This window comes from Anaerobacillus sp. CMMVII, assembly GCF_025377685.1.
Lineage (GTDB): Bacteria > Bacillota > Bacilli > Bacillales > Anaerobacillaceae > Anaerobacillus.
The window spans coordinates 117,846-143,601 of the sequence record NZ_JACEHK010000006.1 but is presented as its reverse complement, the minus strand read 5'-3'; the positions used below and the strand labels follow the sequence as shown (position 1 = coordinate 143,601).

At 37.6% G+C, this 25,756-nt stretch carries 19 protein-coding genes and 2 pseudogenes; 3 read left to right on the top strand and 18 right to left on the bottom strand.

From position 1 onward, the window contains the following. Positions 1 to 9: 9 nt before the first annotated feature. From H1D32_RS09890 to H1D32_RS09860, 7 genes are all read right to left on the bottom strand, one after another. A complete protein-coding gene (locus tag H1D32_RS09890; RefSeq protein WP_261178112.1) occupies positions 10 to 1,011 on the bottom strand; it encodes an ABC transporter ATP-binding protein in 1,002 nt (333 codons plus the stop codon). Positions 1,012 to 1,028: 17 nt separating this feature from the next. Then, positions 1,029 to 1,964 (bottom strand): ABC transporter permease, encoded by a 936-nt coding sequence (locus H1D32_RS09885; RefSeq protein ID WP_261178111.1) that lies wholly within the window; start codon positions 1,962 to 1,964, stop codon positions 1,029 to 1,031. Continuing rightward, entirely contained in the window at positions 1,965 to 2,894 is a 930-nt protein-coding gene (locus tag H1D32_RS09880) for an ABC transporter permease (RefSeq protein ID WP_261178110.1), read from the bottom strand. It lies immediately after the preceding gene. Positions 2,895 to 2,996: 102 nt separating this feature from the next. After that, positions 2,997 to 4,697 carry a peptide ABC transporter substrate-binding protein gene (locus H1D32_RS09875; RefSeq protein ID WP_261178109.1) on the bottom strand — a complete coding sequence of 567 codons (1,701 nt, stop codon included), beginning with the start codon at positions 4,695 to 4,697 and terminating at the stop codon, positions 2,997 to 2,999. Between the two features lie 191 nt (positions 4,698 to 4,888). Next, positions 4,889 to 5,842, bottom strand: coding sequence for an ArsA family ATPase (locus H1D32_RS09870; RefSeq protein WP_261178108.1), 954 nt, complete (start codon positions 5,840 to 5,842; stop codon positions 4,889 to 4,891). Positions 5,843 to 5,865: 23 nt separating this feature from the next. Further along, a complete protein-coding gene (locus H1D32_RS09865; protein ID WP_261178107.1) occupies positions 5,866 to 6,126 on the bottom strand; it encodes a cory-CC-star protein in 261 nt (86 codons plus the stop codon). A 103-nt stretch (positions 6,127 to 6,229) separates the two neighbouring features. Further along, positions 6,230 to 7,966, bottom strand: coding sequence for a carbon starvation CstA family protein (locus H1D32_RS09860; protein ID WP_261178106.1), 1,737 nt, complete (start codon positions 7,964 to 7,966; stop codon positions 6,230 to 6,232). Between the two features lie 354 nt (positions 7,967 to 8,320). Between H1D32_RS09860 and H1D32_RS09855 the strand changes: the two genes are divergently transcribed. Continuing rightward, positions 8,321 to 8,548, top strand: coding sequence for a hypothetical protein (locus H1D32_RS09855; protein WP_261178105.1), 228 nt, complete (start codon positions 8,321 to 8,323; stop codon positions 8,546 to 8,548). 66 nt (positions 8,549 to 8,614) lie between these two features. Here the strand turns inward: H1D32_RS09855 and H1D32_RS09850 are convergent, their stop codons facing one another. From H1D32_RS09850 to H1D32_RS09820, 7 genes and pseudogenes are all read right to left on the bottom strand, one after another. Beyond that, positions 8,615 to 9,013, bottom strand: coding sequence for an NUDIX hydrolase (locus tag H1D32_RS09850; RefSeq protein ID WP_261178104.1), 399 nt, complete (start codon positions 9,011 to 9,013; stop codon positions 8,615 to 8,617). Between the two features lie 42 nt (positions 9,014 to 9,055). After that, positions 9,056 to 9,521 (bottom strand): annotated as a pseudogene (locus H1D32_RS09845) (NUDIX hydrolase). A gap of 127 nt (positions 9,522 to 9,648) precedes the next feature. Then, on the bottom strand, positions 9,649 to 12,096 hold the full coding sequence (parC, locus tag H1D32_RS09840) for a DNA topoisomerase IV subunit A (protein WP_261178103.1): 2,448 nt from the start codon (positions 12,094 to 12,096) through the stop codon (positions 9,649 to 9,651). A gap of 2 nt (positions 12,097 to 12,098) precedes the next feature. Further along, a complete protein-coding gene (gene parE, locus H1D32_RS09835) occupies positions 12,099 to 14,075 on the bottom strand; it encodes a DNA topoisomerase IV subunit B (protein WP_261178102.1) in 1,977 nt (658 codons plus the stop codon). Positions 14,076 to 14,380: 305 nt separating this feature from the next. Then, the gene (locus H1D32_RS09830) at positions 14,381 to 14,794 is read right to left on the bottom strand and encodes a CoA-binding protein (RefSeq protein ID WP_261178101.1); all 414 of its coding nucleotides are present in this window, start codon (positions 14,792 to 14,794) and stop codon (positions 14,381 to 14,383) included. Positions 14,795 to 15,425: 631 nt separating this feature from the next. Continuing rightward, positions 15,426 to 17,150, bottom strand: a complete 1,725-nt coding sequence (locus H1D32_RS09825) for a glycosyl hydrolase family 18 protein (RefSeq protein WP_261178100.1) — start codon at positions 17,148 to 17,150, stop codon at positions 15,426 to 15,428. Positions 17,151 to 17,338: 188 nt separating this feature from the next. After that, on the bottom strand, positions 17,339 to 18,517 hold the full coding sequence (locus H1D32_RS09820) for an acetyl-CoA C-acetyltransferase (RefSeq protein ID WP_261178099.1): 1,179 nt from the start codon (positions 18,515 to 18,517) through the stop codon (positions 17,339 to 17,341). A gap of 172 nt (positions 18,518 to 18,689) precedes the next feature. On the opposite strand from H1D32_RS09820, the gene H1D32_RS09815 reads away from it, so the two are divergent. Together H1D32_RS09815 and H1D32_RS09810 are read left to right on the top strand one after the other, a co-directional pair. Beyond that, positions 18,690 to 19,619, top strand: coding sequence for a glycerophosphodiester phosphodiesterase family protein (locus H1D32_RS09815; protein WP_261178098.1), 930 nt, complete (start codon positions 18,690 to 18,692; stop codon positions 19,617 to 19,619). Positions 19,620 to 19,777: 158 nt separating this feature from the next. Then, the gene (locus H1D32_RS09810; RefSeq protein WP_261178097.1) at positions 19,778 to 20,425 is read left to right on the top strand and encodes a DUF4145 domain-containing protein; all 648 of its coding nucleotides are present in this window, start codon (positions 19,778 to 19,780) and stop codon (positions 20,423 to 20,425) included. Positions 20,426 to 20,622: 197 nt separating this feature from the next. Here the strand turns inward: H1D32_RS09810 and H1D32_RS09805 are convergent. The 4 genes and pseudogenes from H1D32_RS09805 to H1D32_RS09790 form a co-directional block, all read right to left on the bottom strand. Beyond that, positions 20,623 to 21,791: pseudogene (locus H1D32_RS09805) on the bottom strand (CapA family protein). Between the two features lie 148 nt (positions 21,792 to 21,939). After that, positions 21,940 to 23,097 carry an ABC transporter permease gene (locus H1D32_RS09800; RefSeq protein ID WP_261178096.1) on the bottom strand — a complete coding sequence of 386 codons (1,158 nt, stop codon included), beginning with the start codon at positions 23,095 to 23,097 and terminating at the stop codon, positions 21,940 to 21,942. Between the two features lie 170 nt (positions 23,098 to 23,267). Then, positions 23,268 to 24,416 (bottom strand): ABC transporter permease, encoded by a 1,149-nt coding sequence (locus H1D32_RS09795; RefSeq protein WP_261178095.1) that lies wholly within the window; start codon positions 24,414 to 24,416, stop codon positions 23,268 to 23,270. Between the two features lie 55 nt (positions 24,417 to 24,471). Beyond that, entirely contained in the window at positions 24,472 to 25,404 is a 933-nt protein-coding gene (locus H1D32_RS09790) for an ABC transporter ATP-binding protein (protein WP_261178253.1), read from the bottom strand. Between the last annotated feature and the right edge of the window lie 352 nt (positions 25,405 to 25,756).

Below are 25,756 nucleotides of genomic sequence, written 5' to 3'. Positions count from 1 at the left end.
TTTCCCTCCCTATTCTCCCTTAGAAGCTATCGACTTAGCCATTGGGTGGTATAGCCAGCACGATGCCTGTTGCTTTCCATCAATTTGTTCTAGTTGGGGCCGGAATTCATTACAGACTTTCATTGCATGTTCACACCGCGGATAAAAAGCACACCCACGAGGAGGATCTAATAAGTCAGGGGGAGAACCGTGAATGGGATCAAGTGCTTTTTTCCGATCCATATCAAGACGGGGAATTGATTTTAATAATCCTTTAGTATAAGGATGTTTTGGTGAAGAAAATATATCCTCAATCGTACCTGTTTCCACTACCTGGCCGGCGTACATCACAACTACCTTTTCACAGGTTTCAGCAACAACCCCTAAGTCATGGGTGATTAAGATAATCGATGTATTCAATTTTGCTTGTAAGCTCTTCATTAACTCAAGAATTTGTGCCTGTATTGTGACATCTAATGCTGTTGTTGGTTCATCAGCAATCAATAATTTCGGTTGACAGGCAAGAGCAATCGCAATCATCGCTCGCTGACGCATTCCACCTGAAAATTCATGGGGATACTGGTTGGCTCGTTTTTCAGGGTTAGGAATGCCGACTAGATGTAACATTTCGATTGCCTGTGAAAACGCTAGTGATCTAGATAATTTTTTATGGCGTATGAGACCTTCAGCAATTTGGTGTCCAACCTTCGTCGTCGGGTTTAAGGAGGTCATAGGATCTTGGAAAATCATACCGATTTCGTTTCCACGAATTCGTTGCATCTCTCTATCTGTTTTTGACGTTAGTTCCTCACCATTAAATAAAATACTACCATTTTTTATTTTAGCAGGTGGGTCAGGAAGTAGTTTCATAATTGTTTTTGCCGTGACACTTTTCCCACATCCTGACTCCCCAACAATCGCTACAGCTTCCCCTCGCTTTACTGTAAAACTTACCCCTCTTACCGCTTGTATTTCACCTGCATACGTATGAAAGGAAACTTCTAAGTTTTTGACTTCAAGCAATGGCTCCATCTTTTCCCCTCCTTTTCCTAGTTTCGTAGACGTGGGTCAAGTGCATCTCGAAGCCCGTCACCTAAAACATTAAAAGCAAACATTGTTAACGATATCAAAATCGCTGGTACGAACAGTTGATAAAAATTACCCACTAATATACTACCTAAAGCATCCGAGGCCATTGTCCCCCAGCTAGCCTGTGGAGCTGGTATTCCAAGTCCAAGAAAACTTAAGGTTGCTTCTGCAAAAATCGCAGAAGGAACAGTTAAGGTTACATTTACGAGGATTGGACCCATCGTATTTGGAATCATATGCTTTCGTAATGTCCACCAGGTACTTGCGCCCATGGCATTAGCTGCCTGAACAAACTCGAATTCTCGTAGTTGTAAAACCTGACCGCGCACAAGTCTGGCCATAGGGATCCATCCGGTAATTGTCATCGCGATAATTAACGGCCATATTCCTCTTTCTAAAACAATCATGATCATGATTACCATTAACAAATAGGGAATTGCGTATAAAACTTCAGCAATCCTCATTAATACATTGTCTGTTTTTCCACCACGTATTGCTGATATACCACCATAGAGAACTCCAACGACAAAGTCGATTAAAGCAGCCATAAGCCCAATAAACAATGAAATTCTTGCCCCATGCCAAGCACGAGTAAATAAATCTCTTCCGGCCTGATCAGTCCCGAACCAATGTTGGGCACTCGGTCGCTGATTTTTTTCCATGAAATTTTGTTCATAATACGTATATTCATTTAAATAGGGTCCGATAATCGCCATGACCGCTAAGAAAATAATAATAATTAAACCTAGCATTGCTAATTTATTTTCTTTTAAACGTCTCCAGGCGTCTGACCAATATGATACACTGGGTCTCGCAATTTTTTCTGCTTCGCTACTATTTTTTTCGAGTGGTTCAAAGTGGTCTTCTCGCAATTGCCAACCTGTTCCTTTATCCATTTATTTACTCTCCCCTGAAATTTTTATTCTAGGATCTATTAATGTATAGGCAATATCCACGATAAAAATTAAAAAGATTAGTATAAAGCTATAAAAGATCGTGGAACCTAAAATGACTGGGTAATCTCGATTACCGATACCTTTTACAAACATTTCTCCCATCCCAGGGATCCCAAATATACTCTCAATAATAAAGCTGCCAGTTACTAGATTTGCTGAGATAATCCCTAAGACTGTAGCAACTGGTAAAATTGCATTACGAATCGCGTGCTTGATAATAACTACGGATTTAGGCAATCCCTTCGCCCTAGCAGTAACAATGTAATCCTGGTTCATGACCTCAAGCATACTCGAGCGCATCAATCTCGCAATATAAGCCATGGGCATCATTGCAAGAGCAATGGAAGGTAGGATTGTATATGACCAGCCTTTCCATAATGCTACTGGCAGCAGTCCCCATTCAACGGCAAAAAAGTTAATTAAAAACGTAGCGAGAATAAAGTTTGGTACAGAAATCCCAATAATCGCGAGTACCATTGAAAGATAATCAGGCCACTTATTTCTATGTAGTGACGCGATTACTCCTAATATCAAACCAAAAGTTACAGCTATTACTAAAGCTTGAAGGCCTAAGTGTAAGGAAACAGGGAAACCTTGTTTTATATAATCATTAACGGTCATTGCCGAAGATTTCATCGATGGGCCAAAGTCTAAGCTTGATAACGATTTTAAATATAGACCGTATTGAACGATCTTTGGTTGATCCAGGTTATAATGTTTTTGTAGATTTTCATAAACCGATGGTGGCATTTTGCTTTCCTGCAAAAATGGATTTCCGGGAATACTATGCATCAAAATGAAGGTAATCGTAATAATCGCCCATAAGGTTACTAACGACCATAACATTCTCTTGCCAATATACTTCCACATCCGCCACACCTCCTTAAGGTTAGTAAACTATGAAATCCTTTACAATTTTCAAGAAAAAATGTGGTATGTTCCCAATAAATTGAGAACATACCCTAAACCAAATTATTTCGTAATATCAGCGTACATAAATTGTGGGTAGCTATTAATTGGATCAAACACTCCAGTTACATAAGGCTTAAGTGTGTAAGGCTTAGTATAGAAGTAAATCGGAATGACCGGCATTTCTTCCATTAAGATCTCATGTGCGTCATGCATTGCCTTCATGCGAACTGACTGATCCATCGTGCTTTGAGCGAGTTCAACTAACTTATCGTATTCTGAATTGTTAAATCTAGCATCATTGAACGGTGACTTTGAGTGCCATAAATCAATAAAGGTCATTGGGTCAACATAGTCACCAATCCAACCAGCTCGGGAAATTTGGAAATCCCCTGCTTTTTCACGATCTAGCTTTACTTGGAACTCAACGTTCTCAAGAGTAATATTTACTTCAAGATTCTTACGCCACATCTCTTGAATCGCTTCAGCGATAGCTTTGTGACCTTCGCTCGTATTATACGTTAGCACCATGTTCGGGAAGCTAGTAAGTCCTTCTTCTGCTAATCCCTCTGCTAGTAAAGCTTTTGCTTTTTCTGCATTTTCTTCAAATAATTTTCCGCCATTCTCGTTAAAATCCCCACTAACATCAGGTATTCCAGCAGGTACAACCCCATATGCAGGAGTTTGACCTCCTTGGGAAACGTGTTCAACAATCGCCTCACGATCAATGGTCATCGCTAACGCTTGACGGACTTTTGCATTGTTTAAAGGTTTCACCGTTGTATTCAAGTTATAATAATAAACGGCCAAATCAGGTCCAATTCTAAATTCAGAGTCGTTACTTGCATTTAATTGACCAGTTACATCTTGTGGCAGTGGATAGACCAGATCTAATTCGCCTGTTCGATACATTTGCCAAGCTGTATTCTCATCATCAATCATGACAAACTGAACTTCATCAAGCTTAATACTGTCTTTGTCATAATAATTTTCATTCTTTACAATTTTCATACTTTCTTTTTGCTTCCACTCAGCTAAGACAAACGGCCCGTTAGACACGTAATTATCTCCGTTTAATGCCCAATCTGGATGAGCTTCTGCGTTCGCTTGGTTAATCGGATAATACGTATAAAATGATGTTAAATCCAAGAAATATGGAGTTGGTTTCGCAAGCTTTACTTCTAAAGTTTTTTCGTCTAAAGCCTTAACTCCGACAGCATCACGAAGGGCGTCCATGTCCGCGCCATCTTCAGCAGTATTAAATTCTTCTCCTCCAGCTAGATAGTATAGCTGATAGGAGTAGTAAGAAGCATTGGCAGGATCAAGACCAAATTTCCATGCATACTCGAAATCACCTGCTGTAACAGCTTCGCCATTGGACCATTTAACATGATCCTTTAATGTAAATGTCCAAGTTAAGCCATCCTCACTTACGTCCCAATCTTCAGCCATCCCAGCAACAATCTTTCCTTCAGGAGTTTTCTTTGTAAGACCCTCAAAGGAATGCTCAAGCACCCAAGATTCATGCGTCCCTTGCGCTAGCTGTGGATGAAGTGAACCTGGATTAGAAACGTTGTTCAACTTTAGAACTTTCTTTTCTGCTTTCTCATCATCCTTTTTACCATCAGTTGAATCCTTAGGGTCTGTCGTTGTGTTTCCTGGCTCCGGTTTGTCAGTAGTTTCCTTTTCTTGACTGAAGCAACCTGTAAACAAAAGAACTAACGCAAGAAGAAGGGAAAAAAGTAATAAACGCTTTGTTTTCAAAAAAATACCTCCCATTTTTGTAATCTTTTTGTAATATGCATTAAAGTTTATTTACAGTTAGGTTAAATCATTCCAAAATTTCGTTAGTCAAATATTTACAAAATATTCCTTTTGTGATAAACGGGTTTAGCTGGTGCAACATGACCATAAAAAAAATCATCCCTAAGGTGCACCTAGGAATGATCGGTATTTCAAACGATATTTTTTTCTGACGATTCAACAATCCAACTTGCAAACACATCTAAGGCATTTACATTTGCTATGTCTTCTTCAAATAACGGGATTTTTATTAAGTTTTGGTCTTTAAATTTCGTTCGGATTAACGCCAAGTATTGTTTTTCAATCGTTCTTCGCTTTTCTAGAAAACTACCATCAGCGGTTGCTGGCAGTACTTTGTTTAAAAATAGTGTCTCAACTTGTAAATGGTATTTAGCTAAAAGTTCAATTGCTTTTTCAGTTTCTAAAATAGGAAGACGCTCGGGAATGAGTACAAAAGCAAAGCCTGTTAATTGACTATTAAGTAATACTTCACGAACATTCGCAAACTTTTGTCGCCTTTTTTGTAATGTTTCATACAACGGGTCTTCCACCGGTTCGCCGTCGTTTAAGAGTTGGCTATAGTTCGTATTGATTTTTTTGCGACGTTCAATCATGCCATCAATCCAAACTCCCATTAGTTCTGGCAAAGATAGCAAACGAATGGTATGTCCTGTCGGGGCGGTGTCAAAGATAATTTTATCAAAATGGTCTTGCTCCTCAAGGATTATCGATGAAATCGTATCAAATATTGCCGCTTCGTCAGCGCCTGGTGTAGCGGCAGCGGTATCAATTTGGCGGTGAACCTCGTCCATTAAACTTGTTTTAATCATTCCTCTTAAGTTTTCTTTCACGCTATTCATGTATTTTTTCGTTTCTTTTTCTGGGTCAATTTCGTAAGCGAATAAGTTGGTAGATACTTTCTTAATTTTCCCACCAACCTTCATATGAAAAATATCACCAACATTATGGGCAGGATCTGTAGAAACAAGCAGTGTTCTTTCTCCTTTTTTCGCACAAAGTAATGCGAATGCTGCAGCTGTCGTTGACTTTCCAACCCCACCTTTTCCACCAATAAAAATAATTTTTTTTGAAAATAAGTCTCTCATAAACATTCATCCTTTTTACTAGATTAACAGCAACGAATTCCATCTAAAGGTGATTTTTCAATCCCCATCCGTAAATGCCAGTCATGAAATTTTTCTAAAATATAAGGGTAAAGTTCTAATGTGTAATAAAAGGCAGGATTAGGGATACCAAGCATGTCCGAATAAACAAGAAGCAAAAACAAATCGTCTTCTGCTTGTAATTCCCGATAAATTTCAGCACGGTGCGGAACCCGGAGCATCTCGTCATAAAGTTCAAAGATACGTTTTAACGATAATTTTTCCATAAGTATGCCTCACTCTATTCTTTGTATGGTATATCGAAATTCGCGGAAATCTTCAACCAATGATTTAGAATAAGAGGATTGGCATAACCAATCCCCTTTTGTATTAATTATCAAAGTTGTCTAGCTTATTCTTATTACTCAAAGCTGCAATTGCTTCGATAAATATCCAGAAAGTAAAGACTAAAATAACTGATCCAAGAATAAATAGTAGCATATTTGCACTACCACCATTATACCCTGACCAACCAAAGACAACTTGTTGGATCATTGCCCATAAGGTCATAAATAAGAGGAACAACATTGGTATAAGAGTTGGTAGGAAGTTACGTCCTTGCCGTTTTAACCAGATCGTAATTAATAATAGAGTTATCCCAGCCAATAATTGGTTTGACGTTCCAAATAGTGGCCATAGAACGTATCCACCAGAACCAAACCCATTAGGTCCTTCAGGTAATAGAACTAACGCAGCACTCGAAACTACCGCAACCGTTGTTGCAACATGTGTTTTTGTAAGCGACGGAATTTTGTATTCGCTTCCAAGTTCGGCAATGATATAACGCATTAAACGGACAGATGTATCTAGAGTTGTCGCCGCAAACGAAACCACGATGACAGCTACAATTGTCGATGCAATATCTGCTGGAATAAGTATACCTGTGGCTAATTGCCCTGCACCATTAATAAAGGCGCCTAAACCACCCGCACTTGCTGCAGCAAAGCTTTCGTATGTTGCTAAGAAATCACCAGTCGTAGCAAAATACGTAGATACAGCGATAATAGCGATTAACGCAAGGAAACCTTCTCCTACAGCACCTAAATATCCGACAAAGCGAGCGTCCGTCTCTTTATTTAATTGCTTTGAAGAAGTCCCCGAAGATACTAAGCCGTGGAAACCTGAAATCGCCCCACAAGCAATCGTGATAAACAGAAGTGGGAACCATGGTACATCTGAAGCACCTGTTGTCATTGGAGCTGTTAATGAAGGATTTGAGAAAAACAATCCTAAATACAGAATGAGTAATCCAACAACCAATTGGTGTGAGTTAATATAATCTCTTGGTTGTAATAGTTTCCAAACAGGTAATGTCGATGCAACATACACGTACGCCATCAAAATGAGGATCCATACAAAGAACGACATTGCTACTCCATTTAAACCGAAGGCTACAGTTGTCTCAGCACCACCAAAGTAGCTTACAAGATCGATTTGCAATGCTGGCACACGGCTAGCAATAACCGCAGTGATGTACATAACCGCTAAAGCAACGATCGAAGGCAGTAACATGTTTCCTTTCTTTTTGTATACGGCATGACCAATCCAAATTGCTAATGGAATTTGAATAAATACCGGTAATACTGACGCTGGAAATTTAATGAATAGATTTGAAATAACCCAAGCAAACACCGCATTTACCATTAACACAAGGATTAAAATAATGAATAAGAATAGAAGCTTAGCGCGTTTGCCAATCAATTTGTGCGCTAATGTGCCTACTGATTGACCCTTGTTTCGAACAGATAGCACCAATGCACCAAAGTCATGGACACCAGCTGCAAAAACTGTTCCTAAAATAACCCATAAAAACGCTGGTCCCCAGCCCCAGTAAACGGCAATTGCTGGTCCTACAATCGGCGCTGCGCCTGCAACCGAAGTAAAGTGGTGACCCCACAACACAAACTTATTCGTTGGCACAAAGTCTTTTCCATCATTAAACTGATGAGCAGGTGTAACGTAATTTGGATCCAGTCGATAAATTTTTTCTGCGATAAATTTTGAATAATAGCGATACCCAAAGAAGAATACAAGCATTCCGATAAGAGCTAAACCAATCCCATTCAATTAAAACACTCCTTTCATAGTAGAATTAGTAAACTATATGGTTAGGCTTGTTGTATTATTCGTATTTACCATTAATAATTAGAATATTTAAATAAGTATCTTTATTGAACGCTCATTTCTAAAAGATTGTTCCTATCCTATTAGCTTTTAGGTCGTAACCAAGTGAATGCTTGGTTACGACCCAAAAGCAACAAAGTTTACGAAAAACAGCCTTTCTGAGGGACTAACTGCCATTATTCAACAATGTTTACGAAGATAGCCTTAAATAAAAATGTTAAGTCACTTCATACGAGACTAATATATTTTCAAAACTTAGCAAAAAGTAATAGAGAAAAAGTATGAGGAGGTTTTAAAGTGGCTCCACAAAAAGGATTTCAACCTAGAAGCACTCATCCAGATGGAAAAAAGGAAAGCATTATTAATGATAGTATCGGCAAAGAAATGGGTATTAGCGCAGATGCGAATCCCCGCAATGTCGATCAGAAGTTTAATGACCTAGAAAATCGGGTTCATAATACACCTAAAGAAGATATGGAAGAGCTGATTGAAGAAGTTAATATTGAAAAAGATGCATTGAGGTAAGAATGAACTAAGATACATGTACTTGCATGCGAAAAGAGGTGCAAGAGCACCTCTTTCAAACTAATACTATTTTACCTTGAATAAGGCTTGTACTTTTAGAGCAATTTCTTGTGGTTTAACATCAAGGTTAGATAACTTTTCTATATCTACCCACATCGGCAAATATATCCCTCTATTTCTATTTACATTATATTCTTCACCTTTACCTGTACCTAACAATCCACCAATAATCTCGGCCATGAAAAAGTATTGTGTACCATTAAACTCAAGCTTTCCTAGGCACTCATTAATACTAACCTTTACACCTAACTCCTCAAAAGCCTCTCTTATTGCCCCTGTCTCAGGATTTTCGCCTTCTTCAATGGTACCACCAGGGAAAACATAATACACTGAACCATCCCTAATTCGTTTAATCAGTACAACGCTATTATTTTCTACAATGACAACCGAACCTCTATTTCTCAATAAATAACCTCCAAGAAAATTCTTATTATCCTAACCAAAATACTAAGATCTATTTATCAAAGTCTCATTATACAAACTAATAGGATGTACAATCTCTTTAACCAAATTGCCTATTATTTGTTTAAGAACTTTTGGTTCCCGTAAGTGTTTATTTTCAATTATTAAAAGATCTTTTAACCTTACCCACATACTGTCTGAGATTTCATCTTGCTCTAGATTAATAGAACCACCAATAACCTCACCTGTAAAATGAAATAGGATAACTTGGTTATTTGTACTACTGAAAAAATTATATATACCCAGTTGTTCCGTTAAGTTTAACATCCAATCCCGTTTCCTCTTTTACTTCTCTTGCTGCTGCAGAAAGAATGTCCTCACCATATTCGATCCGCCCACCTGGAAAGTTCCACTTATTTTTAGCAGTAGGTTTATTTTCTTTTATCATTAAAACTCTATCTGCACTAAATATTGATACACTAACGACCAAAACAATCCCGTTTTGCATTATTGAGTACTCCTTTATCGTTAAACCTTATTTAAACTGATGAATAATAATTTTAACATTAATCCCCTACATTTTAACGAAATTAGCTTTACCTCTTTAGACCAAACAGGAAAAACCTGAGTAGCCATAGCTACTCAGGTTTTGATTCACCCTCTATTACTTTTCGTTCTTCCCATAAATCAATGATTGAGCCATCTTTCGCTGTATCGATAATAAATGAGCCATTACTATAGCGATCACTTGGCCTAATTTGTGCCATTTCTAATGCATCTTCAACGCCTTTATCTGTTTTTAAATATAAAATCGAATGATTGTCGACTTTCTTTAAAACAAGTAAGCGATGCGGATTGCTCTTTAATTCTCTTAACATAATTAACCCACGTTTTGCTCTCGATGTTTTATCGAATTCAGTGAGATTCATCTTTTTATATGCGCCACGATGTGTAAGTGCAAATAGATGTTGTTTTTCTTCTTTTGCTAGCGTAAAACCACTAATCACTTCATCGCCAGGTTTTAAATTAATTCCTTTAACACCTGCAGCTCTTTGTCCGACGACACTAATTTCCTCTTCTTCAAACCAAAGACCATAACCAAAAGCAGTTGCAATAAACACATCTTGAGTGCCATCTGTTAGATGAACATCTACAACAATGTCATCTTGTTTTAACTTTAAGGCCATAAGTGGCTTCGAGTAACGCTGCGCTTGATACTCTAACAAAGGTGTCCGTTTAGCCATACCTTGCTTCGTAAAGAAAATTAGGAATTTATCCTCCGAAAATTCTTTGATTGGTAGCGCCTTTAATATTTCGTCGCCACGTTCTAATGGGACAATATTTGCTACGTGTTGGCCAAGATCTTTCCAGCGAATATCTGGAAGCTGGTGAACCGGAATAAACAGGTAATTTCCTTTTGCTGAAAAAATCAGGATCGTATCGGTCGTATTCGTTTCGAATTGACCAATAATACGGTCGCCTTCTTTCATTCCCGTTGGTTCTCCATTTGAGGCGGTAAACGAACGTACACTTGTACGCTTAACATAGCCTTCCTTGGTAACAGTGACAATCACATCTTCAGCTGGAACTAATACCTCAAGATTAATCTTAATTTCTTCGATTTCAGCTTCAATAACAGTTCGACGTTCGTCATTAAATGTTTTCTTAATTGTTAATAAATCTTTTTTGATGACTTGAACTAATTTTTTCTCACTATTTAAAATCTCAGTTAAAAGTGCAATCTTTTTGTCTAGTTCATCACTTTCTTTTTGAAGGATTGTTACGTCAGTATTTGTTAAACGATATAACTGTAATGTCACAATCGCTTCTGCTTGAGCTTCTGTAAACTCAAACTTGCTAATTAAATTATCTTTCGCATTTCGCTTATCTTTCGATGCTCTGATCGTTTCAATGACTTCGTCTAAAATTGAGATGGCCCGGATCAAGCCTTCTACAACATGATGACGTTCCTGAGCTTTTCTTAATTCATAACTAGATCGTCTTGTGATAACTTCCTTTTGGTGGTTAATATACGCTTGTAATAGTTGCTTTAAACCAAGCAACATTGGACGTTTGTTAAAAATCGCAACCATATTAAAGTTATAGGTTATCTGTAAATCTGTATTTTTATATAAATAGTTTAAAATCCCAGCAGCATCGGCATCTTTTTTCAATTCGATAATAATTCTAAGACCCGTCCGATCTGTTTCGTCACGAACTTCAGCGATTCCATCAACTTTTTTGTCAAAGCGAATTTCGTCTATTTTTTTTACAAGGTTTGCTTTAACAATTTCATAAGGTATTTCAGTAATGACAATTTGCTGTTTCCCACCGCGCATAGACTCGATTTCAGCCTTACAGCGAACTACAACTTTTCCTTTACCAGTTTCATAGGCATTCCGGATACCTTCCGCCCCCTGGATAATTCCCCCTGTTGGGAAATCAGGACCTTTTATAACCGTCATCAGTTCAGAAAGGGTAATATCTGGATTTTCCATTTGCATAATCGCCGCATCAATTACTTCACCTAGCTGGTGAGGTGGAATGTCGGTTGCATATCCTGCGGAAATACCCGTTGAACCAGTAACAAGAAGGTTCGGATACATCGCTGGTAATACCACCGGCTCTTCTTCAGAATCATCAAAGTTCGGGATGAAATCAACGGTTTCTTTCTCGATATCTCTCAGCATTTCTGAAGCAATTGCCGAAATACGCGCTTCTGTATAACGCATTGCTGCAGGTGGATCACCGTCAATCGATCCATTGTTACCATGCATTTGGATTAAAGGGTAGCGTAACTTCCAATCCTGACTCATACGAACCATGGCTTCATATACCGATGAATCACCATGTGGATGATAGTTACCGATTACGTTACCGACCGTTTTCGCAGATTTACGAAACGGTTTATCCGCTGTATTTCCTTCTTTATGCATGGCGTATAATATTCTTCTTTGAACAGGCTTCAATCCGTCTCGTGCATCGGGTAAGGCCCGTTCTTGAATAATGTATTTACTGTAGCGACCGAAGCGATCCCCAATTACGTCTTCTAAGGGAAGGTCTAAATATTTATCGGCAGACAACAAACTTATTCCTCCTCAATTAACGTCAAATTTTCATTTTCTAAGATGTTTGTCTCTTCGTCTAAACCGAAGGCAACGTTTGATTCTATCCACTTACGACGAGGTTCTACTTTGTCACCCATTAATGTGGAGACACGTCGTTCTGCACGTGCTACATCTTGTAGTTTTACACGAATAAGCGTTCTTGTTTCCGGGTCCATGGTCGTTTCCCATAGCTGAGTAGCGTCCATTTCTCCAAGACCTTTGTATCGTTGGATAATATAGCCTTTTCCAACTTTTTTCATGGCCTCTTTTAAACCATTCTCATCCCAAGCATATTCAATTACTTCTTTTTTCCCTGAACCTTTACTAACTTTATATAAAGGCGGTAGCGCAATGTATACTTTCCCTGCTTCGATCAGTGGTCTCATATATCGATAGAAAAATGTTAGAAGTAATACTTGGATATGTGCTCCATCAGTATCAGCATCTGTCATGATAATGATTTTATCGTAATTGATTTCATCAATATCAAAATCTGCACCAACATCTGCACCTATCGCATATATCATCGTTCTAATTTCTTCATTTTTCATAATATCCGCAAGTTTCGCCTTTTCGGTATTAATGACTTTTCCTCTTAGCGGCAGAACAGCCTGGAACTTACGGTCACGTCCCTGCTTAGCCGAACCACCGGCTGAATCTCCCTCTACAAGGTAAAGTTCGTTACGGCTCGGGTTTTTCGATTGAGCAGGAGTTAGCTTTCCACTTAATAGAGCATCTTTACGTTTCGACTTTTTCCCACTACGGGCATCTTCACGAGCTTTTCTTGCAGCTTCACGAGCTTGTGAAGCCTTTATCGCTTTTTTTATTAATAAAGAACTGATGTCTGGATTTTCTTCTAAGAAAAATGAAAGCTGTTCACTTACCACAGCGTCTACAGCTGAACGAGCTTCCGCTGTCCCAAGCTTACCTTTCGTTTGCCCTTCAAACTGAAGTTTTTCCTCTGGAACACGGACAGACACAATTGCCGTAAAGCCCTCGCGAATATCTGAACCATCAAGGTTTTTCTCTTTTTCCTTCAGTAAGGCCATTTTGCGAGCATATTCATTAATTATCCTTGTCATGGCCGTCTTTGCGCCTAGTTCGTGAGTTCCACCGTCCTTCGTACGAACATTATTTACGAATGAAAGAACATTTTCGGTGTATGCATCGTTAAATTGAAATGAGAATTCGACTTCAATCCCTTGATTTTTCCCTTGAAAAAATGCAACAGGATGTAACGTTTCTTTATCCTCGTTCAAGTATTCAACAAATGCCTCAATACCATTTTCATAGTGGAACACTTCTTGCTGATCGTCTTTCCCAGCTCTAGTATCTTTTAAGATGATTTTTAAGCCTTTTAAAAGAAATGCAGCTTCACGCAAACGTTCTGTTAATGTTTCAAAATTATAAATGATTGTACTAAATATTGTTTTGTCGGGTTTAAAATGAATAGTTGTTCCCGTTTTTTTCGTAGTGCCTACTTTTTCTAGCGTTGTTGCAGGCTTCCCACCTTGTTCAAACCGCTGCCTGAAAATAAACCCATCACGTTTAATAGTTACTTCTAGCCATTCAGATAGTGCATTTACAACGGAAGCACCTACCCCGTGAAGTCCACCACTCGTTGAGTAACCACCTTGTCCAAATTTACCACCAGCATGAAGGATGGTTAGGATAACTTCAGGTGTCGGTTTTCCCATCTTGTGCATTCCTGTAGGCATTCCACGACCTTCGTCTTCAACACTAATACTATTATCTTTATGAATGGTTACTTTAATTTCATTTCCATAACCAGCCAATGCCTCATCTACAGCATTATCGACAATCTCATATACGAGATGATGTAAGCCCCTGGAGTCTGTACTACCAATGTACATTCCTGGTCGTTTTCTAACCGCCTCAAGTCCTTCTAACACTTGGATGGCATCATCGTTATAGTCAAATTTCGCTTTTGTCGCCAAATAGATAGACTCCCTTCCGAACTTCTTTCTGATTTACAGCGTTTTCATATAATAGCAGTTTCTACTAAATTAAATATAATACGAACAATTGTTTCTATCAATAAAAAAATTATAAAATGGTATTCGTTCGACACTGTCCTTATTTACAATACTTCTTAAAGCCTTATTTTTCAAGCTTGTTTTCCATATAAATAGAAAAAATCCTCTTATTCCCTAAAAAATGGCAAGAGGATTTTCCTATTTTTTACTATTTTCTTCACTACAAAAGCTCTAATTGATTGAAGTAGAACTCTGCTTTTTACATCTTACTTTGTTAGTGCATGCTCAACTTTGATACAACGGTCCATGATGACTATCATACCATTATCCTTTAAATATTGATACGCTTCTTCATTTTCAACACCTAATTGAGCCCAAAATACTTTAGCACCAATTTCAACAGCTTCTTTTGCTAACTCGGGTAAAAACTCGCTTCGTCTAAAGATATTAACAATATCTACTTGCCCTTCAATATCCTTAAGTGTTGCAACTGCTTTTACACCTAACACCTCATCAACGACAGGATTTACAGGAATAATTTCATATCCAGCATTTTGCATTGCTTCAGAAACCATATATGAAGTCCGTTCTGGGTTGTTTGATAAACCTACAACTGCGATTCTTTTGTTAGTTGCTAGGATTTCTTTAATTTCTGTACGTTCCGGATTAATTATTGCCAATGTCTCCACCCCTTGTTTAAATTGCAATTCATTTACAGTTTTATTTTACCTATATCTAGGAATAAAATAAAGTAAATAATACCCCAGGTAGTAAAATCACAACCTTTATTTTACTCTCGTTTGGATGGCACGCTGCACTGTATGCGAATTTGGGCACATGCCACCGTCTTTCCTGACCGTACTACTGCCCAACGACAAGAAAAGCGCTAGCGCCCTAGGAAAAAGTGTAGTACTTTTTCCCTAGGTAGCCAAGGAACTTCTTCGGGTTACTTCTCTGCTTTGCGACGAGTAACCGCAGGAGCAGATGGTTTGTTTGCGACGAGTAACCGCAGGAGTAGCGACAATCAAATGTTCTTCAGAAAAAAAGTGTGCTCTTTCACTTTTATTCTAGGAAAAAGGAAGTTCACTTTTTCTCACGAAGGTTATTTGACCTCGTGGGGCTGGGCGGTGCTCCTGCGTCACTTCGTTTACTCGTCGCAAAACCTGCAATGAAGTAACTTCATTGATGTGCCTTGGAGCTAAACTGTTATTACGTTGAAATTTTATCCATTACTTATCCTTCAAAAAAAGGTCACGAGCTCAGCGGCTCGTGACCCTCTCTTTTGTGTTGCTTATAGGATAAACAAATCAATTATTCCGGATTTAGCGCCTCATTTAACGCTTCCCAGCTTTCATCATTTGCAAAAAATCGATTCCAGGAGGCAACACCGGCTAAATGATAGTCATGCACCATTTGTCCTCGTTTAGAGATCGAACTAGCATTTTCAATCCAAATTTTATACGTAGCTAGTTCTTCTTCATCATAAAACTCAACATAATCTTGACCACTAGCTTCATCATATTCAGGTGTTAATTCACGTTCCTCAATCCAACTTTCTATGGCCCGCATACTGTACGCCTTTGAGGAAACCTCTATGTTTCCACCTTCTGTTACTTGCTCTTTCCATATCCTTGTATACGTAGGTATTCCTAATATCAAACGTTCACTCGGAATTTCTTCTAATAATCTCGCAAGGTTTCTCTCAACCCAAGGGAATGAAGCGACGCTACCTGCTATAGGAGATGTTCCCCAATGTTCGTCATATGCCATGACAATCATGTAATCAACGATGTCAGTTAAAGCCTTACGATCATAAAACATTGACCACATTTCACTCGTAGAGATAAAAGTAATATCCATAGACACAATTAAGCCAGCTTGATGAGCTAAAGCCGTTAATTCTCGAACAAATTGGGTTACTAAATCCTTATCTTTTAAGTAAACATTTTCAAAATCTACATTTATGCCATCTAAGTCGTACATTTCGCTATATTGCAGTAATTGTCGAATTATTTTCTGTCTAGTTTCAAAATTTTGCAAAGCGATATGCGTTTTTTCAGGATCAAAATCATTTGAGAATAGACCCCAAATTTGATAGCCACGATCCTTTGCCCAGTGAACGTAAGAGATCGAAGCAAGACTATGGATGTCCCCTTCTTCATTTTTCAATTTGAACCAAGTTGGTGAAACAACGTTAATGCCTGGTAGCTCCGGTAAAGTGTCTACATCAGGATTTTTAGAATAGACAGCTTCCCAGGTTAAGTTAATGGGCCACTCGGGATATTGTAATTGTCGAAAGGCTTGATCTCTGTGAACTGCAATGACTTCGGAGTCAAGTTCTTCTATGACTGATTTCTTTATGAATCCTGAAATTCCTTTCGCATTTTTTACCCGGTAATAGGTAGCTTCTTCAGCTTCAATATATAGCTTTTCACCAGGCATTACATGTTCAAAGTAATCAGAGAAATAGGTAGTTGCTGTTTTAATCTTTAGGTCTTTTTGCTTTGAAGTTTCTCTTACATAGCCGAACTGTTTTTCTTCCCCATCCATGTAAATAACGACACTTTCTTCTTCAAAAAAAGTATATTCAAACGGATAAATGTTTTCTAATTGCTCAATTTCTACATAAAGCTCTTGATTTTCGGTTATAAGGGTTTCAACCTCAATTTCAAACGTTTGTTCATTTACGTATTTTTCTAGCTTTTGCTTTGGAAAGCGGAGAATATTTTCATTGGAAATGATAATAACTGATTGGCTTTGTTCATCGTAGGTTATTCCCTTATCGAAGTGATCCACGATAAATTGTAACGGCAGATAGAGCTGGTGATTTTGATAAACCGCACTTTGATCGTAGATTTCACCTTTAAAAACAATTGAATTTTCAATATGAAAATATGAAACTTGCTTTTGCTGAGTTGACAAGTAATAATATCCCCCTGCAATTAGCCCCAACATGACAGCCATTGCTACCACCAAAATGACCAACATTGTTTTTTTTCCTTTTCTGCCTTGTTCTTTTCTAGATGCATTCGACATTATTTCGCCCCCTTTCTACATAATACGGGAAAGAGGGATGTTTTTAAAGTAACATTCCTTAATTACTATGATAAAAACAAATATATTCTGACAGTACGGTACGTGAAATTTAAAAATACATTGTAAAAAAGCAAGCCTTCTATGGGCTTGCTTTTTATCGCTATTTTAGGTAAGTAACCGCTTACTTATTACCGTTCTACAATTAACGCTGTTCCTTGGCCACCGCCGATACAAAGTGTCGCGAGTCCTGTTTTGGCATTTTGACGTTCCATTTCATATAGTAAAGTAACTAGGATTCTAGCACCAGAGGCTCCAATTGGATGACCTAAGGCAATAGCACCACCGTTAACATTTACTTTTTTCTCATCAAGCTCTAAGTCTCTGGCAACAGCAAGTGCTTGAGCTGCAAAAGCCTCATTTGCTTCAACTAAATCAATATCAGTAATTGTTAGGTTAGCTCTTTGCAAAGCTTGCTTTGTAGCAGGAACTGGACCATACCCCATAATTTTCGGATCAAGGGCAGCATTGCCATATGATTTAATTGTTGCTAGCCACTTTAAGCCAAGCTCTTCCGCTTTTTCTTTTGCCATTAATACGAGCATCGCTGCTCCATCGTTAATTCCAGAAGCGTTTCCAGCTGTTACTGTTCCATCCTTCTTAAAAGCAGGTCTTAATTTCGCAAGCTTATCAATAGTTAAGCCATGTTTCGGATATTCATCTTTAGCAACAACAATTGGCTCTCCTTTTCGTTGTGGAATTGTCACAGGCACAATTTCAGCTGTAAACTTCCCTTCATTTTGTGCTCTTTCTGCTTTTAATTGACTGTTTAAGGCAAATTCATCCTGAGCTTCTCTAGATAATTCCCATTGTTCAGCAATGTTTTCAGCAGTAATTCCCATATGATAGTTGTTAAAAGCATCCGTTAATCCATCTTTAATCATCGTGTCAATGACTTGGTTATCACCCATGCGAAGTCCCCATCTCGCATTATTAAGCATATAAGGAGCATTACTCATACTTTCTACTCCTCCAGCTAAAATAACATCCGCATCACCAAGCATAATAAATTGGGCCCCCATACTCACGGTCCGTAATCCAGAACCACAAAGCTTGTTAATTGTTGTTGCTGTTGTTGTCTCTGGAATTCCGGCATGAATAGCAACCTGCCTGGCAGGATTTTGTCCTAATCCAGTCGAAAGGATGTTACCAATTAAAACATCATCAACCATTTCTGGGGTAACGCCAGCTCTGTTTAGTGCTTCCTTTGCTGCGATAACTCCTAGATCAACTGCAGATAATGAAGATAATGTCCCACCAAAGCTACCAATTGGTGTCCTTGCTGCTCCTACAATTACAACTTCTCTCACAACGAATCCCCCTTAAATATCAATAATAGACTTGTTATAATCCCTTAATTTTCCTTTCAGAAACAATTTCTGATAGTATCTTACTTGCAACCGCTTTAATTTTATCACAATTAACCTAGCGTAACTATATAACTAACTAATTTTTCTAAATTTTCATAAAGGAGAGAATTCAATGCTTTTTTTCAAACGATTATCTGTTACAAGACAAAGTGGAAAACTTAGATATAGTTTGATTTTTTTGGTTCTTCTCGTTTTTATTTTCACCATGGTTTCTTTTCTTAGTAACGGTCAAAATCGAGAAGTGACCCCTTTTTTCATCGAATTACCTAAGCCTTTAGTAATTTCTCATCGAGGAGGCTCAACGTTTCCCGAAAATACGCTGCCTGGGTTTCAACATTCCATCGATATTGGAGTAGATGTAATAGAATTCGATGTTCATATGACGAAGGACGGCCACCTTGTCGTCATTCACGATTTTACAGTCGATCGGACGACTGACGGTCAAGGACGGGTTGATTCATTTACATTAGCCGAGATAAAAGAACTTGATGCTGGGTACTCTTATACCAATACTGAGGGTTTGTTCATTTTTCGCAATCAAGGAATCACAATCCCTACGGTACGTGAAGTTTTTGAGGAATTTCCAAATAATTATATGAACATTGAACTTAAAGCTCAATCCCCAGAAATTGAACAAGTACTTTGGGATCTTATTGAGTCGTATAATATGCAATCAAGGGTTGTTATTTCATCCTTTGAGCAAGACATCATGGACCAATTTAATAAAATTGCAGGCGGTACAGTAGCAGTTAGTGGTGGAAAAAGAGAAGCTGCAAAATTCGTATTCCTGCATAAATTCTACTTATCAGCCTTGTATTCCCCTAGAGTTGATACCATCCAATTACCGAAGAAATCTAATGGTTTTCATCTGATCGATCAGAAGCTGATTGACGGAGCTAAGATGCACGATTTACAAATTTACTATTGGACCATCAATGACAGAGATACAATGGAAAGGCTCCTACTTTTAGGTGTTGACGGAATTATAACTGATGATCCTGAACTGTTATTTGAGGTCATGCACCAATTAAATATTCGATAAGGTTGAAACCACTATTCGAAAGCTTTGCTGGTACATTTTGTGCATGGAATAATTTACATTTCATTTTATAATTGGAAAAATTGTAAGTAGGATATTCTAAGATAAAAGGCGTCTTCTAAAGGCGCTCTTGATGTGGTTTGATTTAGGAGGTTTTGAACATGAGAAGAATATGGCCAAGCTCCATATTATCTTACAGTCAGTATGGACATCTTAAAATTCCAAAAGAAGTAGCATGCAAATGCCCTGAATGCTGTAAAACGGCATCTTTTACATTGAAAACAGATTGCCATGCGAACAGAATTGGTTTATTTTCTAAAGGGAATTGTTCGGAATGCAAATCGATGACGTCCTTTGTTATCATGATTTGTGACTATATAGACCAAGCGAGCGATGAAGTGAAGGTTTTTATTTATGATAACAAAATGCCTCTGGCACAAATAGAAAGTGATACAAAAATTCCTGAGGATCTGATACGTGTCTATCGTTCAGCTGTCAATGTTCAACAATTAAAAGATCCCTCGGCAACTGCAGTTATGTCAAAACGAGTTCTAGAAAGTGTGATGAAGAGTTTTCTAGGCGATAAAGTAAAAGGGCAACCTTTATCTAGTCAGATGGAAAGTTTGCCAAAGCATTTGGATCTTTCAAGACCGATCGTTTCTCTAAGTCAACTCGTTCAGCCTAACAGTAAGTTTCATCAAATACTTGAGCTTGAACAAGATATCGACGAGGATATGTCGAGACTAATGATAGAATTATTGGAAGGTCTGATCGAGTATTTATATATCCTTCCTTCAAAATTGAAATGACACATGAAAAAATCCAAAGTAAATTTAGTTGACCAATAAGGCTCTTTTCATAAGCATTGTGGATTTATGGACAATCATTCAGGTAATAATTCATATTTCTACGAGAAGGCAGCCATCAATAAAGACAAAGAGGTTGGTTCCATTACTGATTCCAACCTCTTCTCTTTATTTTTTTAATTCTTCCAAGATGTACTCACTTAAAAATCAAAATCAAATCTTAATTCTGGTAACCATTGTGACAAATGTTTTTTTGTTTCTTCAAGATGTTTTTCCGAGTTAACTAAGATCTGATTATCGTTAATCTCATGCAGTGGATAAAGTTTATAATTTCTCCAATTGTTTTTATAGGTAAATACAGGTAGAAAACGTGGATCACGTAACTCAATCGTTACATCTTCACCCTCAACAGTTTTCATTACTTCTAGCTGAACAATACCACCAATCTCGCGTTCAATGCCTTGTTGTCCAGATAAGAAATTACCTAAAGAATACGTGACAAATGTTTTTCTTCCATCTTCTTGTACGATCCATTCAACAGGTTGCAAGACGTGGGGATGATGCCCAAAGATGATATCTGCCCCTGTACCAGCAAATTCGTTAACAAGCATTTTTGTAATTCGTTCGGTAAAGGCTCATACTCATTACCAAAGTGAAGGCTTAATACAACGACATCGGAAATCGCTTTTGCTCGAATAATCTCATCGTTGATTATTTCGACGTCAATTAAATTAACTAAGTAATCTTTTCCATTTGGAACTGGAATGCCGTTTGTCCCATACGAATAAGCAAGAAATGAGAAGGTAATACCATTTCGTTCAAGAACACGAATTTGTTCACGATCTTCAGAAGATTTGTAAGCACCTGTATACAGAAGGTTATTCTCGTTATAGTATTCAATCGCATTTAAGATCCCTTGCTCACGAGCATCTAACGTATGATTATTAGCGATACTAACAACATCGAATCCAGTATCAATTAGGGCGTCACCTACTTCATAAGGGCTATTAAACATCGGATAGCCGGATAACCCTAATTCAACACCACCTAACATGGTTTCTTGGTTAGCGAAAGCTACATCAGCCTGCTGAATGTAGGGCTTTACAAGCTCAAACATCGGTTTAAAATCATAGGTGCCATCTGCTTTTTTTGCATCTTTAAACAAAGATTCGTGGATTAAAATATCACCTACCCCGGCAATGGTCGCTTGGTAAACTTCAATCTTTGGTTCGGGCTCTGGTTCTGGTTCTTCAACAATTTCGTCTTTGACCAACTTGTCATCAACTTCTTCCAAACCAATTTCCGCTTCATTTGGATCAGCCGTTTGCTGTGTACCTCTTGCAAAAAAATCAAAAGAAATTAGTAGCATAACAAGAATAAATAAGAATGGTAAAGCCAATAAATATTTTTTCATCTGAAATCTCCTTTATGTCCTTATACTACTAATTTACCATAGTTTTTGTCATCATTTGTCAAAATATAGATAATTTCACAAAAATATCTCAAAGGGCATCCTATTAAATTATTTTTCGCTCCATAAGCCTTACCCCAATTGTGATAAAGAAACATCCGATCATAAGTAAAATGGCACATGGGACGAAAACACTGTTCCAGCTGGCATCTAGCAAAACCACTTCTTTAATTGCCTCCATACCGTAAGTCACTGGAGTTATCTTTGATAATAAAAGCAATACTTTCGCGGTTACAATTTCAATCGGCCAAAAAGCACCACCAATCATTGCCATACTCACTGCAAAAATAGGAACAATTGAGTTTAATTGCTGCTCAGTTTTTGAGATAGATACTAAAAACATCCCGATTGCCATCACTGCAAAAATATAGCAGCCAAGAATAAATAGGACTAAAGCCAAGTTATTTCCCCAATTCACACCGATTACATATTTACTAAGTAAAATAAGCAAAACCATTTGAGTAAAACCAATGCAAAAACTAAATATGAAATTTCCCAAATAAAGTTGTAGTTTCGTTAGTGGCGAAATGATTAAACGATTCCATACCCCATGCTTTTTATCATTCATGATCTCCCCAACCGAAAACATAATCGTGTATATAGTGAAAAATAAAGTAAACCCTAGCATGACATGCAGTTGGTGATCAAATAACAAACCTTGACTCTCTTTTTCTGATACTGTTTGAATTGGCATCAGTTCGTTTAATGTTTCTGATACTCTGCTTGAGACCTCACTTGTAAGTTCATCATTAGTTTCAACATGGTTTAAATCTGTAAGTACTGCTACAATTTCCGATGTTAACATTTCTTCATACTGTAGCTTTTGAAGCACTGAGCGTAGTGTACCTTCGAATGCTGCTACAGCTACAGAATCCTTTAACTTTACAATTTTTAATGGTTTTTTGTCTTGAAAAGTACGACTCTCAATAATTAGGCCCACTTCAGAGTTTCCTTCGCTAATATTGTCATAGACTAACTCACTACTTACGGAAAAAATACGAAATGCCTTCGATTCATTAAGTTCATCGATAAGTTTTTTCGAGAAATCGGTTTGTTCCTCATCGGCAATGACGATATTGACCCTTACTTCCTCTGCATTTAAACCAAACGCAAGGAAAAATATAATTGGCAGAACAAACATTAGCAGATAAACTTTATAATTGTATTTTAGATGTATAATTCTTCCCCATAATAGTGCCTTCATGTATTACACCTCTTTCAGCTTTGCAATCAAAGCTGCCACTAGTAAGAAAAATAGGCTATAAATACCTAAAACGACAAGTTCACCCTGAACTCCACTAATTGGATAGCCTTGCATTGACTTTAGAAAGCCATTTAATGTAGCACCATTTATCGTTTTGTTCCCTAATGCTCTTAAAATTCAGGAAAGCCTCCGTTTGGAATAAAACTACCGCCAATCATCGCCATTAATGGAATAATCACCGATTGAAATACATTGGAAATACGCTCATTTGCTGCTTGTAAATTTATGACCGATAACAGAACGGCCAAACATCCCACCGTTAGACTAGCCGCTATGGTAAGTATACTAACAAACCCCCAACCGCCCCATGATATCTGAAAGAGCAACGTGGAAAATAGAATTAAAAAGCCTAATTGAAGCACAGTAAAAAGACTCGCAGAGAGCATTCTTGCCGATAAAATCTGAAATAATGATATACCTGCAACTTTTATCCGCGAATAAGTTAACAAAAATCGCTCATTGACACAATAGCTTGCTGCAAAACCAGCTGAATAAAGCATAAACATAACGCCCATCCCAACCGCGTAGTAATGAAAGCTTGTAATTGTCTCTTTTCCTACAATCTGTGCATTTTCAAATAAGGTTTCCTCTAATTGACTGGTCAACATTTTTTCTAAAAATCCACCTAGTTCACTATAAACCTCAGTGGCGACATTTAATTCTGTAGCCTTTGCAAGTAGTACCTGTTTACCAACAATGCCAACTGATAAATGGTCAGTAAAGCCTTTGACTATCATCTCGACAATCCCTACTTTAATTTCATTTCTAACCCCACTTACAATCCTAATTTCAGTATTTTGCTGATGCGTTGTAAAGTAATTAACCCACATATCAAAATGAAAGTGTTCAGGGATGACAATAATTACCTCGAGTAAACCTTCCTCTAGCTGTTTTTCTGCTTGTTCAAAGGATAATACCTCATAATTTATAAACTGAGTGATACTACTACTTTGTAAGACATCGTTTAACAAAAGTTCTTCGAAATTTAGCTCTGTCATTTGTTTCAACAATTCCTTGTTAACATTCGCACCTTGCTGTTCGTTCAAAAATGTCTCAAGCTTTTTTGTATCCTCTTCCATATTTGCTAGACTAACAATCCCTACCTTTGCAGGATCAAGTTGAATTTCATTATTAAAGAATGCCCCAATTGAAAACCCTAAAATCGCTGTCAATATTGCAGGCATAAGAACCGTGATGAGCAACGCTTTCCGATCCCTAAGCATTAGCTTCAAATCCTTTACCGTCATAACCCAGATCATGTTATCTCCACCTTATAAAATGTAGAATGTAGCTCAATATTGCTCTGTACATTACCTAATTTCTAAGTCCTCTTCCTGTTAGTTGTAGAAAGACATCTTCGAGGGATGGGGTTTTTAGCTGCATACTTTCAATTTTTGTTTGATTTTCCTCTGCTAGACTAATTAAATCTTTTAAAATTGAAGTTTCATAGTTTTTCAAAGCAATCGTGTAAACTTTCCCCTCTGTTATGACGGCCTTTATTTTCGGATGGGATTTTAATGCTTCTGTAAAACCTTCTGTAGTAATTTCAACAGTCAAATTCAGTGTATTTGCTTCTGTAATAAGTTCCTTTAATTGTTGTTTTGTGCCACTAGCGATGATTGAGCCATGATCCATGATATAAATTCGGTCACATAACAGCTCAACCTCTTCCATATAATGACTTGTATATAAAATAGTCATTCCTTTTGAATTGAGTTCTTTTACAGTAGTTAAAATATGATTGCGTGACTGCGGATCAATACCAACTGTCGGTTCATCCATAATTAAAATTCGTGGCTTATGTAATAGCGCTACGCCAATATTAATCCGCCGTTTCATTCCACCTGAGTAGGTTTGTAGCTTCTCATGCGCTCTGTCGGCAAGACCAATAACTTCTAGAATTTCTTTTACTCTGTTTTTCAACTCAGCTTTTTTCAAACCATACATCTTCCCAAAAAAAATTAGATTTTCATAACCAGACAAATCAGGATAAAGTGCAATTTCTTGCGGAACCACACCTAAAACTTTCCTAAGTGGTTGAGGATTTTTCAAGATACTATTTCCGTCTAGTAAAATATCCCCGCTCGTTGGCTTTAATAGTGTTGAAATCATAGAAATCGTCGTTGACTTCCCTGCACCATTTGGACCTAAAAAACCTAAAATCTCTCCTTCTTGTAGCTCAAAACTAATTTCAGTTACAGCATTTACATTTTTGAACGTTTTTGTTAAATTTTCAACTTGTAACATCGACATTTGTTAACCTCCCTCATACCTTATTTTTAAAAGCCTTCAACAATACGTTTTATTAAAATAGACTTTTGATGACATTGCAGAGTCCTCTACCAAGACTTATTCACCTTTGAACATACTAAATGTAAGTAGATAGAAAAGGCATAGCTGTCCTATGTAGTAACGTGAAGTTAAACACAAAATGGCACAAAAGAAAGAGTCAAAGCTTTCACCTACAAATATCTACATATAACTTAAGTTTTGTTCAATATAGTGGGTGAACTTATGGAATTGTATCTATTACTGGATGATCACCAATTGCATATCGAAAAAAGAGCTAAATGGAATCGTTGCTTAAGGAGGTGCTTGT

Excerpts from the sequence above, each read along its gene's own strand:
- H1D32_RS09890 (WP_261178112.1), bottom strand. The coding sequence starts at position 1,011 with ATGGAGCCATTGCTTGAAGTCAAAAACTTAGAAGTTTCCTTTCATACG.
- H1D32_RS09885 (WP_261178111.1), bottom strand. The coding sequence starts at position 1,964 with ATGGATAAAGGAACAGGTTGGCAATTGCGAGAAGACCACTTTGAACCA.
- H1D32_RS09880 (WP_261178110.1), bottom strand. The coding sequence starts at position 2,894 with ATGTGGAAGTATATTGGCAAGAGAATGTTATGGTCGTTAGTAACCTTA.
- H1D32_RS09870 (WP_261178108.1), bottom strand. The coding sequence starts at position 5,842 with ATGAGAGACTTATTTTCAAAAAAAATTATTTTTATTGGTGGAAAAGGT.
- H1D32_RS09865 (WP_261178107.1), bottom strand. The coding sequence starts at position 6,126 with ATGGAAAAATTATCGTTAAAACGTATCTTTGAACTTTATGACGAGATG.
- H1D32_RS09825 (WP_261178100.1), bottom strand. The coding sequence starts at position 17,150 with ATGTCGAATGCATCTAGAAAAGAACAAGGCAGAAAAGGAAAAAAAACA.
- H1D32_RS09815 (WP_261178098.1), top strand. The coding sequence starts at position 18,690 with ATGCTTTTTTTCAAACGATTATCTGTTACAAGACAAAGTGGAAAACTT.
- H1D32_RS09810 (WP_261178097.1), top strand. The coding sequence starts at position 19,778 with ATGAGAAGAATATGGCCAAGCTCCATATTATCTTACAGTCAGTATGGA.
- H1D32_RS09800 (WP_261178096.1), bottom strand. The coding sequence starts at position 23,097 with ATGAAGGCACTATTATGGGGAAGAATTATACATCTAAAATACAATTAT.
- H1D32_RS09795 (WP_261178095.1), bottom strand. The coding sequence starts at position 24,416 with ATGATCTGGGTTATGACGGTAAAGGATTTGAAGCTAATGCTTAGGGAT.
- H1D32_RS09790 (WP_261178253.1), bottom strand. The coding sequence starts at position 25,404 with ATGTTACAAGTTGAAAATTTAACAAAAACGTTCAAAAATGTAAATGCT.